Annotated in this window: 10 protein-coding genes; 6 read left to right on the top strand and 4 right to left on the bottom strand. The window is 59.3% G+C overall.

The window, feature by feature from the left end; all coding sequences use genetic code 11:
* Positions 1-68: 68 nt before the first annotated feature.
* On the top strand, positions 69-2,486 hold the full coding sequence (locus tag GHO25_RS03645) for a glucose/quinate/shikimate family membrane-bound PQQ-dependent dehydrogenase (RefSeq protein ID WP_153389910.1): 2,418 nt from the start codon (positions 69-71) through the stop codon (positions 2,484-2,486).
* A 144-nt stretch (positions 2,487-2,630) separates the two neighbouring features.
* Here the strand turns inward: GHO25_RS03645 and GHO25_RS03650 are convergent, their stop codons facing one another.
* Positions 2,631-4,982: a bifunctional diguanylate cyclase/phosphodiesterase gene (locus tag GHO25_RS03650; RefSeq protein WP_153389911.1), complete on the bottom strand. Its 2,352-nt coding sequence runs from the start codon at positions 4,980-4,982 to the stop codon at positions 2,631-2,633.
* Between the two features lie 363 nt (positions 4,983-5,345).
* On the opposite strand from GHO25_RS03650, the gene lon reads away from it, so the two are divergent.
* The 5 genes from lon to cmoB all read left to right on the top strand — a co-directional run bounded on the left by lon (position 5,346) and on the right by cmoB (position 10,738).
* Complete coding sequence (gene lon / locus GHO25_RS03655) at positions 5,346-7,775, top strand: endopeptidase La (protein ID WP_153389912.1); 2,430 nt, start codon at positions 5,346-5,348, stop codon at positions 7,773-7,775.
* A gap of 325 nt (positions 7,776-8,100) precedes the next feature.
* Positions 8,101-8,457, top strand: coding sequence for a hypothetical protein (locus tag GHO25_RS03660; RefSeq protein WP_256677153.1), 357 nt, complete (start codon positions 8,101-8,103; stop codon positions 8,455-8,457).
* An 86-nt stretch (positions 8,458-8,543) separates the two neighbouring features.
* On the top strand, positions 8,544-8,936 hold the full coding sequence (locus GHO25_RS03665) for a protease inhibitor I42 family protein (protein WP_048367025.1): 393 nt from the start codon (positions 8,544-8,546) through the stop codon (positions 8,934-8,936).
* A 105-nt stretch (positions 8,937-9,041) separates the two neighbouring features.
* Positions 9,042-9,785 (top strand): carboxy-S-adenosyl-L-methionine synthase CmoA, encoded by a 744-nt coding sequence (gene cmoA, locus GHO25_RS03670; RefSeq protein WP_048367780.1) that lies wholly within the window; start codon positions 9,042-9,044, stop codon positions 9,783-9,785.
* Positions 9,782-10,738 (top strand): tRNA 5-methoxyuridine(34)/uridine 5-oxyacetic acid(34) synthase CmoB, encoded by a 957-nt coding sequence (gene cmoB, locus GHO25_RS03675; RefSeq protein WP_153389914.1) that lies wholly within the window; start codon positions 9,782-9,784, stop codon positions 10,736-10,738. The genes cmoA and cmoB overlap by 4 nt, the downstream gene beginning before the upstream one ends.
* 131 nt (positions 10,739-10,869) lie before the next feature.
* On the opposite strand, the gene tadA is transcribed toward cmoB, so the two are convergent.
* The 3 genes from tadA to GHO25_RS03690 form a co-directional block, all read right to left on the bottom strand.
* Positions 10,870-11,358: a tRNA adenosine(34) deaminase TadA gene (gene tadA / locus GHO25_RS03680; RefSeq protein WP_048367027.1), complete on the bottom strand. Its 489-nt coding sequence runs from the start codon at positions 11,356-11,358 to the stop codon at positions 10,870-10,872.
* Entirely contained in the window at positions 11,358-12,734 is a 1,377-nt protein-coding gene (locus tag GHO25_RS03685) for a multicopper oxidase family protein (protein WP_048385943.1), read from the bottom strand. Before GHO25_RS03685 ends, tadA begins: the two co-directional genes overlap by 1 nt.
* Before the next feature lie 322 nt (positions 12,735-13,056).
* Positions 13,057-13,563, bottom strand: a 507-nt coding sequence (locus GHO25_RS03690) for an integrase core domain-containing protein (RefSeq protein ID WP_218581061.1), incomplete at its 5' end; no start/stop codon positions are given.

The following is a 13,563-nucleotide window of genomic DNA, read 5'->3' on the forward strand; positions in this document are numbered from 1 at the left end:
AGACAGCAGCGGCACACTTGAGGTGTGCCGCTTGCCGCTAAATCCTACCTTCAACGGAGAACCTCACTATGAGCACTGATGGTGCTTTGAGTAGAAGCCGCTTGCTGCCGACATTGCTCGGTATCCTGCTGGTGTTAATGGGCCTGGCCATGTTGGTCGGGGGTATCAAGCTGGTGACACTCGGCGGATCGACGTACTACCTGCTGGCCGGTATCGGCTTCGGGCTGTCGGGCGCCCTGCTGATCGCCGGGCGCCGTGCGGCGCTGGCGTTGTACGCACTGGTTCTGTTCGCCAGCACCGTCTGGGCGCTGATCGAAGTCGGTCTGGACTGGTGGCAACTGGTGCCGCGTCTGGCCCTGTGGTTCGCCATCGGCATCGTTCTGCTGCTGCCATGGTTGCGTCGCCCGCTGTTGCGCGGCCAGTCGGCACCGGTAGCAACCGGCGCGCTGAGCATCGCCGTGGTCCTGGCAGGTGTGGCTGCACTGGCAAGCCAGTTCACCAACCCTGGCGAGATCAAGGGCGAGCTGGGTCGTGACGCCGTTCCGGGCATGGCCAACACCGCACCCGACATGCCTGAAGGTGACTGGCAGTCCTATGGCCGTAGCGGCTATGGCGATCGTTACTCGCCACTGAAACAAATCACCCCGCAAAACGCCCACAGCCTGGTGCCTGCCTGGACCATGCGTACTGGCGACATGCCAGGGCCGAATGACCCGGGTGAAACCACCGCTGAAAACACCCCGCTGAAAGTTAACGGCATGCTCTATGTGTGCACGCCGCACAGCCAGGTGATTGCGCTTGATCCGGACAGCGGCAAGGAAATCTGGCGCTACGATCCGAAGATCAGCACGCAAAATGCTGCCAACTTCAAAGGCTGGGCACACATGACGTGCCGTGGCGTGAGCTATCACGACGAAAATGCCTACGCCAAAGCCAGCACTGAACAAAGCGCTGCCGAGCCGGCTGCAGCCACGTCGAGCAACTCTTGCCCGCGTCGTCTGTTCTTGCCAACCGCCGACACCCGCCTGATCGCCCTCAATGCCGACACCGGTAAAGTCTGCGAAGACTTCGGTGACCACGGCTCGGTCGACCTGCGCCACAACATCGGCAGCTTTGCACCCGGTGGTTACTACTCCACATCGCCACCTGCGGTCACCAAAGACCTGGTAGTGATTGGCGGCCACGTGACCGACAACGTCTCCACTGACGAGCCATCCGGCGTGATCCGTGCGTACGACGTACGCACCGGCAAGCTGGTCTGGAACTGGGACAGCGGCAACCCGGACGACACCACGCCGATTGCTGAAGGCAAAACCTACACCCGCAACTCGCCTAACATGTGGTCGATGTTCGCGGTCGATGAAAACCTCGGCATGCTCTACCTGCCGATGGGCAACCAGATGCCTGACCAATATGGTGGCGACCGTACCGAAGACTCCGAGCGTTACAGCGCTGGGGTGACGGCACTGGACATCACCACCGGTAAGGTTCGCTGGTACCGTCAGTTCACTCACCATGACCTGTGGGACATGGACGTGGGCGGTCAACCGACCCTTATGGACCTGAAGACTGCTGACGGCGTGAAACCGGCGCTGCTGGCATCGACCAAGCAAGGCAGCATCTACGTTGTTGACCGTCGTAATGGCGAAGACATCGTGCCGATCCGCGAAATCCCGGCGCCGGGCGGTGCTGTCGCAGGTGACCACACCGCGCCGACCCAACCGCGTTCGGACCTGAACATGATCCCGCCGCAACTGACCGAGCGTGACATGTGGGGCGTGACCCCGTTTGACCAAATGCTCTGCCGGATCAACTTCAAATCCCTGCGTTACGACGGCATGTACACCCCGCCATCGCTGCAAGGTTCGATCGTTTACCCGGGCAACTTCGGCGTGTTTGACTGGGGCGGCATTTCGGTCGACCCGGTGCGTCAGATCGCGTTCCTGAACCCGAGCTACATGGCGTTCACCTCCAAGCTGGTACCCCAGGCTGACGTAGCAGCCATGGGCCCACGCAAAGGCGAAACCTCGGGCGTGCAACCGAACAAGGGCGCTCCATACGGTGTGATCCTTGAGCCGCTGCTGTCGCCGGTTGGCCTGCCTTGCCAGGCGCCGTCGTGGGGTTACGTTGCAGCGGTCGACCTGACCAACAACAACGTGATCTGGAAACACAAGAACGGCACCGTGCGTGACAGCTCGCCGGTACCGATCCCGCTGCCAATGGGCGTTCCAAGCCTGGGCGGGACCGTGACCACGGCCGGTGGCGTTGCTTTCCTGAGCGGCACCCTGGACCAATACCTGCGTGCTTACGACGTGAACAACGGTAAAGTCCTGTGGGAAGGTCGCCTGCCAGCAGGCGGTCAAGCCACGCCAATGACCTACGCAGGCAAGGACGGCACCCAATACGTGCTCGTCATGGCCGGTGGTCATGGTGGTCTGGGCACCCAAAAGGGTGACTACATCATGGCGTTCAAACTGGCTAAATAAGCGTTACAGCCAGGTATGAAAAAGGCGGCTATCTCTCGATAGCCGCCTTTTTATGTCTGCATATTTAAGATCAAAAGATCGCAGCCTTCGGCAGCTCCTACGCGAGCCACCTCTACCGTAGGAGCTGCCGCAGGCTGCGATCTCTTAAGAAATCAGTGCCGTAGCCCGCAACTCATTCAACCAGCTTTCAAACGCCGCAGCGTCCAGCGGGCGGCTGATCAGGTAGCCTTGCGCCGTGTCGCACTGCCAGCGCTTGAGCAAGTCCAGGCTGTGAGGGTATTCAACGCCTTCGGCCACCACTTTTAGCCCCAGGTTATGGCTCATTTCAATGGTCGAGCGCACGATCACCGCATCTTCACTGGCTTCGTCCAGGTTACGCACAAAGGACTGGTCAATTTTCAGTTCCTGTACCGGCAGCCGCTTGAGGTGGGCCAGCGAGGAATAGCCCGTGCCAAAGTCGTCCACCGACAAACTGATCCCGCAATCGCGTAGCCCTCTGAGCACCGCCAGCGAATGCTCGGGATCGTGCATCACCGCGCTTTCGGTGATCTCGAAAGTCAGTTGCTGCGCTGCCACCTGATACTGCGCCAGTAAGGCCTGCACTTGCGGGGCCAGGCAATCACCGCGCAAATCGTCAGCCGAAATGTTGATCGACAGTTGCAGGTGCAGCCCGCGGCGGTTCCACTCGGCCAGTTGCCGAATACTCGCGTCAATCACCCAGTCAGTCAGCAGTTTCATGCTCCCCGAGCGTTCTGCCAGCGGGATGAACTCTGCCGGTGAGACCACGCCAAACACCGGATGCTGCCAACGCAGCAAAGCTTCGGCCTGGCTCACATACCCGCTGCGCAGGTCGAGCTTGGGCTGATACTGAATAAACAGTTCGCCGTCACTGGCGGCATGGCGCAAGTCCCGAATCAACTGAATTTGCCGCTGATGCGCGAGGTCGCGGTCCTGTTGATAGACCTGCAGATAGCCGGTCAAGGCCGCTGCGTCACTGCGCGCAATGGCGGCGCGGGCCATCAGTTCTTCGGCGGTTTGGCCATGGGTCGGATACACCGAGATGCCCATGCGAACATCCAGTTGCACATCATGCCCGTCGATATTCAAAGGTTGGCTCAACACCCCATACAAGTGATCTGCCATCGCCACCCCGGCATCGACCTGGGTGTTTTCCAGCAGCAACAAGAACTCGTTACCGGTGATGCGTGCGGCCGTGCTGCTTTCAGGCAGCGCCTCGATCAGGGCATGGGTGGTTTTGAGCATGATCAACTCCAGCCCTTGCGGGCCCGAGCTTTCGCTGATCAAGCGGTAGTTTTCAATCCCCAGATAGATCAACACCACGCTGCGTCGGGCGGTAATGGCGCTGCCCAGTCGCTCCATGGCCAACGCCCGGTTGGGCAGGCCGGTCAATGGATCGTGCAATGCGTTGTGCGCCAATTGTTGTTCACGCACGGCAATCCCGGTTTGCATGGCGTTGAATGCCCGGGCCAGAAAGCCCAGTTCGTCGCGGCGTTTTAGTACTACCGGCGTTGAGTAATCACCCCGCCCGATACGCTGCGCCGCTGCGGCCAGCAGGCTGACCGGGCGCGACACTTCACGCGCCAGCCACAATGCGCCCAGCAATGAGGCCAGCAAGGCCGCGAGGGAGATCCACAAAAACTTGCGGTCCAGCGAGGTGAACGCCTGTAACGTCTGGTCCAGCGGGCTTTGCAGCAAGGCCATGACCTGGCCGTTGGCAGGGTCGCCCGAGTTGGCCATTTGCAGCAACTGCCCCAAAAAACGCTTACCGGCGAACTCACTGAAGTGCGTCAAGGGCCCCGGCGGGTTGTCGCGCAAAAACCGCACAAGGCTCTCTTCCATGGCCTCTGGCTGGGTGCTGGCCAACGGCCCAGAACGCCCGTCTTTCACCCCCAAAAATGACACTTCAAGGTTGCTCAAGGTGCGTAACTCTTGGGCAAATACTTCATCCATCGGCATCGCCGACACCACCCGCATCACGGGCAAAGGCGCCAGCACCACACCTTGCACCATCATGTAGGGGCGCTCGTCGAGTACCCCGATCAGCTTGATCTGTGAGCCGCGCCGCGCCTGGCTCAAGGCTTGAGCGTACGGAAAAGTCTGGCCTGGCGGCAGGCTCGCCAGGGTACTGATGATGATCTTGCCCTGCAGGTCGAGCACGAACAGGTCACTGTCGCGCAGGCTGGCCTCGAAGGTTTCCAGGGCATTTTCAATTTCTTGCGGGCGACCATCGATGACGGCTTCACGAAAATCCTGGTCATTGGTCAGCCAGTTAAGGCCGTACTGAATACGCCGCGCACGAAAATCGACAAACCGCTCGAACACCAGGGTGCCGTTTTTCAACTGATTTTCAGCTTGATCGCTGGCCGCCGTTACGGTCGCCGCCTTTACCGCGAAATACACGGCACCGATTACGACCAGCAACAGCAGCGCGAGTACGAAGCTGATATGAGCCTGAAAGCTATTGCGCAATTTCATCGGCGGGCCTCAATCCATTGACGATGTACTGCCTGTGTAACGAATCCCTGAGGCATGCGGGCACTCTCTCGCCAACTTAAAAGTCAAATAACTGACTTTTAGCCCAGCTTTGATAATTTTCCAGCCTCGTCGTCACAAACAAGAAGATCGCCTAATAAATACGGGCCGTCTACCGTCAAGTTGTTGGCGACAAAGGCTTAGCTTTTTTACTGGCACGCAACAACGCAACACGCGCACGGAAAGAAACGGCGCCTTGGCCTATGGTTGGGTGTTGGCTGATTTACGCGGTGAACAAAACTTCACCATTGAAACCTCTGGCTCCGTGCCCCATCTAAAGCACATACCCCATTGCGCAGGTGCCCCATGAGCGACCAGCAAAATTTTAAAGAGAACACCGTCGAGCACGCTGATATAGAACACAACGAAGCTGAATCAACCGCTCACAAGGGCGGGACCGAGCTGGCCCTGCCGGGTCAGAACCTGCCGGACAAGGTGTACATCATCCCGATTCACAATCGGCCGTTCTTCCCGGCACAAGTGCTGCCGGTCATCGTCAATGAAGAACCCTGGGCCGAAACCCTCGACTTGGTCAGCAAGTCGCCTCATCACTCGCTGGCGTTGTTTTTTGTCGACACGCCCACTGATGACCCGCGCCATTTTGATACCACCAGCCTGCCCGAGTACGGCACGCTGGTGAAAGTGCACCACGCCAGCCGCGAAAACGGCAAATTGCAATTTGTGGCTCAAGGCCTGAGCCGTGTGCGCATCAGCATGTGGCTCAAACACCACCGCCCGCCGTACCTGGTGGAAGTCGAATACCCGCAGGAAGCCAATCAGCCCACCGACGAAGTCCGGGCTTACGGCATGGCGCTGATCAATGCGATCAAAGAGCTGCTGCCGCTTAACCCGCTGTACAGCGAAGAGCTGAAAAACTACCTCAACCGCTTCAGCCCTAACGACCCTTCGCCCCTCACCGACTTTGCCGCCGCCTTGACCTCGGCCACAGGCAACGAGCTGCAAGAAGTGCTCGATTGCGTGCCCGTCCTCAAGCGCATGGAAAAAGTCTTGCCGATGCTGCGCAAGGAAGTCGAAGTCGCACGCCTGCAAAATGAAATTTCCGCCGAAGTTAACCTCAAAATCGGCGAACATCAGCGTGAATTTTTCCTTAAAGAGCAACTTAAGGTCATTCAGCAAGAGCTGGGGCTGACCAAAGATGATCGCAGTGCCGACATCGAGCAATTCAAGCAACGCCTTGAAAGCAAGACCCTGCCCGCCCAGGCCCGCAAGCGCATTGACGAAGAAATCAACAAACTGTCGATTCTTGAGACTGGCTCGCCCGAGTACGCGGTCACCCGCAATTACCTGGATTGGGCCAGCTCAGTGCCGTGGGGCGTGTTCGGCAAGGACAAACTGGACCTCAAGCACGCGCGCAAGGTGCTCGACGCGCACCACGCCGGGCTGGATGACATCAAAGACCGCATCCTAGAGTTCCTCGCCGTGGGCGCTTACAAAGGCTCGGTCAGTGGCTCGATCGTGTTGCTGGTCGGCCCGCCGGGCGTGGGTAAAACCAGTGTCGGCAAATCGATTGCCGAATCGTTGGGCCGTCCGTTCTACCGCTTCAGCGTTGGCGGCATGCGCGACGAAGCCGAGATCAAGGGCCATCGTCGAACCTACATCGGTGCCCAGCCGGGCAAGCTGGTGCAGGCGCTCAAAGACGTTGAAGTGATGAACCCGGTGATCATGCTCGACGAGATCGACAAGATGGGCCAAAGCTTCCAGGGCGACCCGGCATCAGCGCTGCTGGAAACCCTCGACCCGGAGCAAAACGTCGACTTCCTCGACCATTACCTGGACTTGCGCCTGGACCTGTCGAAGGTGCTGTTTGTGTGCACCGCCAACACGCTGGACTCGATCCCCGGCCCTCTGCTCGACCGCATGGAAGTCATCCGCCTTTCGGGGTACATCACCGAAGAGAAAGTCGCGATTGCCAAGCGTCACCTGTGGCCTAAACAGCTGGAAAAAGCCGGTGTCGATAAAGCGCGCCTGAACATCACTGACAGTGCGCTGCGCTTGCTGATTGATGGTTATGCCCGTGAAGCCGGTGTGCGCCAGTTGGAAAAACAACTGGGCAAGCTGGTGCGCAAGGCCGTGGTCAAGTTGCTCGACAACCCTGACGCGGTGATCAAGATCGGCCCCAAAGACCTCGAAGCGTCGCTGGGCGCCGCGGTGTTCCGCAACGAGCAGGTCATCAGTGGCGTCGGCGTGATCACCGGCCTGGCTTGGACCAGCATGGGCGGCGCGACACTGCCAATCGAGGCCACCCGCATCCACACGCTCAACCGCGGCTTCAAGCTGACAGGGCAATTGGGCGAGGTGATGAAAGAGTCCGCTGAAATCGCTTACAGCTACATCAGCTCCCACCTGAAGCAGTTTGGTGGGGATCCGCGATTCTTTGACGAGGCCTTTGTGCACTTGCACGTGCCGGAGGGCGCCACACCTAAAGACGGCCCAAGTGCAGGCGTCACCATGGCCAGCGCCTTGCTGTCTCTGGCGCGCAATCAGGCGCCGAAAAAAGGTATCGCCATGACCGGCGAACTGACCCTCACCGGCTATGTCCTGCCGATTGGCGGGGTTCGGGAAAAGGTCATTGCGGCCCGTCGGCAGAAAATCCACGAACTGATCTTGCCCGAGGCGAATCGCGGCAAGTACGAGGAACTGCCGGACTACTTGAAAGAAGGCATGACCGTGCACTTCGCCAAGCGCTTCACCGACGTGGCCAAAGTGCTGTTTTAAACGCCACGTGTACTGCCCTCTGAGTCAAAAAGGCGCAAACCCTTGCGCCAGAGGGGCTCGTATAAACAGGTTTGGCCACTGGCCAAACCTGTTTAGCTAAACACCTGTTATTTCTGACAGTAGACACATCTGTATTTCCCAACGTTAATAGCATCTCAGCCGACAGGTATTAACGTTGGGAACTGCTATGCCACTTCACCATCCTGCGTATCAAAATCCCGATGCCCTTTGGCGCAACGTTACGAGCCCAAGCGCTTTCAACCCCAGAACCCGCGGTGAACTCAAGGCCGAGTTACTTGACAGGTCCCCCTTTGCGGCGCAAGAAATGACCTTCGCCAGCAGCCACAAAAAAATCATCGTGACCGCAGAGTTCGACGAGTTCGGTTCCAAGGCGTATCGCGCCATTGCCCTGACCCTGGACATCAATATTCAATCGGGTATCTACCTGTTTAAACAGGGCGAACCTGGCCCGGTGCAAGGGATGTCCTACATCGAATACGTTGAAGTCGATGGGCGCGAGATGTACCACTTGAACCAGGCCAATGTCGGCACCTTGCACCTCAGCGTGATCGAGAGTTGCTACAGCGCCCGCCTGTTCACCTTTGAAGGCTCAGACCATAAAGGCGAAGCCCTTGAGATGTGCGGTGATTTCACCATCACTCCACCCCACGCCAGCTTCTGACTTTCCGGCTTGTGGCCGACGACAAATGGCGCAGCCGCCAGCATGGGGTATGCTGCGCACTTGTCTTTGTCCGACCGGAGCCTGCAATGTCCCTCGCACGTTTAGTCCCGCTGCTCAGCCTCGGTTTGCTGGCCGCCTGTGCGCACCCGCCTGCGCAAAACGTTACTGTTGAAGAACAAAGCGACTGTCCGATTCAACTGCATGTGGGCCAAAACCTCATGCTGTCGCTGCCCAGCAACCCCACCACCGGCTACCGCTGGGCCATCCAGGACTCGGCAGGCGGCGTGCTGCGCAGCCTTGGTCCTGAGGTCTACAACAGCAGCGATGACGGCCAACTGCTCGGCAGTGGCGGGCATTCGACCTGGCGCTTTGAGGCCTTTGCTGCGGGCAACGGCCGCCTGCGCCTGACCTCTCAGCAACCCTGGGAGCCCGAAGCAGAACCGGCGCAAACCTTCGATTGCCCCATCACCGTTAACTGAGCCTGCACGGCTTATCAGACAGACCGCGCATCCCGGCGCCAACTTGGCTAAAATGCGCCCCCGTTTTAACTATCCAGCGCCGGAACTGTCGTGAGCAAAGAAGTCGTGAGTAAAGAACCTGACCGTATTTTCGCCCAGCCCCTGGCCCAGGTCCCGGACTTCGCCTTTAACGAAGACGTGGTGCGGGTGTTCCCGGACATGATCAAGCGCTCGGTGCCGGGTTACCCGACGATTGTCGAAAACCTGGGCGTGCTCGCGGCTCAATTCGCCCAGCCCGACAGCGTGCTGTACGACTTGGGCAGTTCCTTGGGCGCGGTGACCCAGGCTTTGCGCCGCCATGTGCGCACCGATGGCTGCAAAGTCATTGCCGTGGACAACTCCACCGCCATGGTCGAGCGCTGCCGTGAATACCTCAACGCCCAGAACTCGATGTTTCAGGAGTTGCTGCCGGTCGAGGTAATCGAAGGCGACATTCTGGCCCTGGAATTTCAGCCTGCCTCGGTAGTGGCGCTGAACTTCACCCTGCAATTTATCGCCCCTGACCAGCGCCTGGCCTTGCTCAGCCGGATTCGCCAGTCGTTGCTGCCGGGTGGCGCGATGATCCTCTCCGAGAAGCTGCGCTTCAGTGATCCCGAAGAGCATGCGCTGCTGACCGATCTGCACATCGCCTTCAAGCGGGCCAACGGTTACAGCGACCTTGAAATTGCACAAAAGCGCAGCGCCATCGAAAACGTCATGAAGCCCGACAGCCTCGAAGAACACCGCGAACGCCTGCTGGCGGCCGGGTTCTCGAAAGTCGTGCCGTGGTTCCAGTGTCTTAACTTTGCCTCGTTGATTGCCTTGCCATGATTGATCTTTCCCCCCTCGCCCGCCGTTTGGCCGGGACGCCTTTGGCTGAATGGGCCACCACCCTGCAAGCGCAGCTCGACGTCAAAATGGAGAAAGGTCACGGCGACCTGGAACGCTGGCAAAGCGCGCTGGACGCCTTGCCCAACGTGCTGCCGACCGAGATCGATCTGCTTAACGGCCTGACCCTGGACACCGACTGCGACGACGCCACCCGCGCGCAAATGCGCCAGGCGCTGCTCGGCCTGTCACCGTGGCGCAAAGGCCCGTTTGACTTGTTCGGCGTGCATGTCGACACTGAGTGGCATTCAGACTGGAAATGGTCACGCGTGGCGCCGCACATCGACCTTAAGGGCAAGCGCATTCTCGATGTTGGCTGCGGCAATGGTTATTACATGTGGCGCATGCTCGGCGCAGGCGCCCACAGCGTGATCGGCGTCGACCCCAACTGGCTGTTCTTCTGCCAGTTCCAGGCCGTTCAACGCTTTTTGCAGCAAGAGGCCGCCTGGCACCTGCCCTTCCCGTTCGAAGACCTGCCGGCCAATCTGGAAGGCTTCGACACGGTGTTTTCCATGGGCGTGTTCTACCACCGCCGCTCCCCCATCGAGCATTTGCTGGCGTTGAAAGACTGCCTGGTCAAAGGGGGCGAACTGGTGCTGGAAACCCTGGTGATTGAAGGCGATGTGAACCAGGTGCTGGTGCCCGAAGACCGCTACGCGCAGATGCGCAACGTGTGGTTCCTGCCCTCGATCCCCGCCCTGGAACGCTGGCTGCGCCGTGCCGGTTTCAGCGATGTGCGTTGCGTCGACGTAAGCATCACCACCGTTGAAGAACAACGTGCGACTGAATGGATGAAATACCAGTCGCTGAGCGACTACCTGGACCCGAACGACCACAGCAAAACCATCGAAGGCCTGCCCGCGCCAATGCGCGCCGTGATCGTCGCTAAAAAATAAAACCATTCACCCCCCTGTGGGAGCGGGCTTGCTCGCGATATGAACACCTCGGTACATCATGTATATCGAGGTGATCTCATCGCGAGCAAGCCCGCTCCCACAGCAAGCTCGCTCCTACAAGGGTCTGCGGGTTATTTCGCCCGGCGGGCCTTGAAGAATTCGCTGAGGATGGCGCCGCATTCGTCGGCCAGCACTCCGCCTTCAAACAGCACCCGGTGGTTCAAAAAGCCCTGGGTAAAAAATTGCCCCTGGCTTTGCACAATCCCCGCCTTGGGCTCCAGCGCACCGAACACCACTCGCGATACCCGTGAATGCACGATCAAGCCTGCGCACATGCTGCACGGCTCCAGGGTCACGTACAGCGTGCTGCCGGGCAGCCGGTAGTTGCTGGCCGCCGTGGCCGCGGCGCGGATGGCGACCATTTCAGCATGGGCGCTGGGGTCGCTGCCGCTGATGGGGCAGTTGAAACCACGGCCGATGATTTCACCGTTTTGCACCAGCACCGCGCCCACCGGCACTTCACCCAAGGCCGCGCCTTGCGCCGCCAGCGCCAGCGCTTCACGCATAAAGTCTTGATCGCGGCTGCGGTCGATAATCTGGGGTTGACGCCCTTGTCGCATCAGGAAACCTCAATTGCGGCCATGAGGCCGGTTTCCATGTGGTCAATCACATGGCAGTGGAACATCCACACGCCGGGATTATCGGCCACCAGGGCCACGCGGGCACGCTCGTTTTTGCCCAACAGGTACGTGTCGGTGAAATACGGCGTGATTTTTTTGCGATTGGACGCCAGCACCTTGAAGCTCATGCCGTGCAGGTGGATCGGATGCTGGTACTGGGTCATGTTCTTGAATTCAAACACGTAGCTCTGGCCCAGCTTGAGCTTGGCAATCGGCCGGTCAGCGCAGGTTTTGTCCTTGATGTCCCAGGCCACGCCGTTGATCTGCCACAGGCTCGGCGGCTGATCCGTGCCCAGGTTCTCGGACACGGAACCGACCCATTCAAAGTTGAAATTGAGCTTCTCGGCCTTGTCGACATCAGGCTCGGCAATCGGATTGGCCGGCAAGGCGGGCGGCCATTGTGCAGGTGCATCGTTATTGGCCACCGACAACAGCGTGCCCAGACGCACCGGACCATCGCGCAACGACAGTTCTTCCCCCGCAGCCGGGGCCTTGATCGCCAGGCAAATACGCATGCCGGGGCCCAACCAATATTCCTTGCCCAGCGGGCGCGGCTCGATGGGGTTGCCATCCAGCGCATAGATCTGCGCCTCGACGCCGGGAATATTCAGGCGATAGGTCAGGGTATTGTCGAGGTTGAGAATTCGCACGCGGGTGATTTGCCCGGCAGGCAATTCAATGGTCGGCACATGGCTGCCATTAATCGTCGACAAGCGCCCCGCCGTGCCGCCACGCGCCGCCTCACGGGTGATGCTGAAGGGCAGGAAGTTGCCTTCTTCATCGACGTGCCAGTTTTTAATGCTCAGCGTGCGCTCGTGCTTGAAGCCCGTTGGCTCGCGCTCTTCGACAATCAGCGGGCCGACCAGGCCACGGCCCAGTTCTTCGCTGCTGTTGACGTGGGGGTGATACCAGTAGCTGCCCGCATCGGGCACCCGGAACTTGTAATCGAAGTATTCGCCAGGCAGCACCGGCAATTGCGAGACGTACGGCACGCCGTCCATTTCCAGAGGCAGGCGGATGCCGTGCCAATGGATCGTGGTCGCAACCGGCAGATGGTTGATAAACCGCACCCGCAGCCATTCACCCTGGCGCACCCGCAACTCAGTGCCCGGCGCCGAAGGGCCAAAAGCCCAGGCCTCGGTCTGATGACCCGGCACCAGCTCGACGTCCAGCGGCGCGGCAATCAGTTCGTAATCGTGACCGGCCTGCTCATCGGCCATCTTGCCCAACCAGTAACGCGAAGCGCCCCCTGCGCCAACACCCACCACGACCAGGCCGGCTAAACCACCGAGTATTTGTCGACGGGTAAAGGACATGGACTTAACTACCTCTCGTATCCGGCGCGGGCTCAGCGCCCGCAAAAGGCGAATACGATACACCTGCAACTGCGAAACGGTAAGGGTGGGGTGACGACGGACTGCAAAAGCCCCTCACCCTGGCCCTCTCCCAAGGGAGAGGGAACCGACCGAGTTGTTCCACAAGATCCATTGACCTGAAAAAATTGAGTCGATTATGGATTCATCTAATACATCTCAGGTCGCTGCACATCGCTAATATCCCCCAATAGGTCCCCTCTCCCTCCGGGAGTGTATGGACCGGGGACATAGCGAACACTTTGTTCGGAGACATAGCGAACAGTTAACGAAGCTTTTTCCCTGATATTACAACCCCGGTCACTCTGTCAATTTGCGCAATACGATGGCTTCCCCAGAAGACATCGTATTGCCCATCCTCAACACCCTCTCGTACACCTACGCGCTCGCCCTTAAAACCTTTACCGAGCCTCCAGGGCTGACCCTGCCAGTAGATCTCACCTTTAGCCTGCACCTTTCGTACATGAAGCTCAGCACCGTACTCGATGGCAGGTAGCACCTCCTGATACTCCCGTGCGCTGGGCGTATAGCGAGACGCTGGTATCTGCATGCCTATGCCGCCGTGCGGGCGCTCGAAGTTGTAGATCTTGCGCCATTCGTCCAGCGTGAACTGCGCGCTGGGCAGGTCAATCAGGCACACGCCTTTAAAAACCTCTCTGATCATGCTGCGATGCTGTCTTTCCAGCTTGCCCTGCGTTTGAGGGTGGTAGGGGCGTGAGTGGCTCACCCTTACGCCCTGACGCATGATCCAGATTTCCAGCCCTGTATAGGC

Origin of the sequence: Pseudomonas sp. FSL R10-1350, from assembly GCF_009600525.1 — a bacterium.
Classification (GTDB): Bacteria; Pseudomonadota; Gammaproteobacteria; order Pseudomonadales; family Pseudomonadaceae; genus Aquipseudomonas; species Aquipseudomonas helleri.

What these genes read in the sequence shown, in the direction of transcription:
- GHO25_RS03645 (WP_153389910.1), top strand. Translation starts at nt 69, where the DNA reads ATGAGCACTGATGGTGCTTTGAGTAGAAGCCGCTTGCTGCCGACATTG.
- GHO25_RS03650 (WP_153389911.1), bottom strand. Translation starts at nt 4,982, where the DNA reads ATGAAATTGCGCAATAGCTTTCAGGCTCATATCAGCTTCGTACTCGCG.
- lon (WP_153389912.1), top strand. Translation starts at nt 5,346, where the DNA reads ATGAGCGACCAGCAAAATTTTAAAGAGAACACCGTCGAGCACGCTGAT.
- GHO25_RS03660 (WP_256677153.1), top strand. Translation starts at nt 8,101, where the DNA reads ATGACCTTCGCCAGCAGCCACAAAAAAATCATCGTGACCGCAGAGTTC.
- GHO25_RS03665 (WP_048367025.1), top strand. Translation starts at nt 8,544, where the DNA reads ATGTCCCTCGCACGTTTAGTCCCGCTGCTCAGCCTCGGTTTGCTGGCC.
- cmoB (WP_153389914.1), top strand. Translation starts at nt 9,782, where the DNA reads ATGATTGATCTTTCCCCCCTCGCCCGCCGTTTGGCCGGGACGCCTTTG.
- tadA (WP_048367027.1), bottom strand. Translation starts at nt 11,358, where the DNA reads ATGCGACAAGGGCGTCAACCCCAGATTATCGACCGCAGCCGCGATCAA.
- GHO25_RS03685 (WP_048385943.1), bottom strand. Translation starts at nt 12,734, where the DNA reads ATGTCCTTTACCCGTCGACAAATACTCGGTGGTTTAGCCGGCCTGGTC.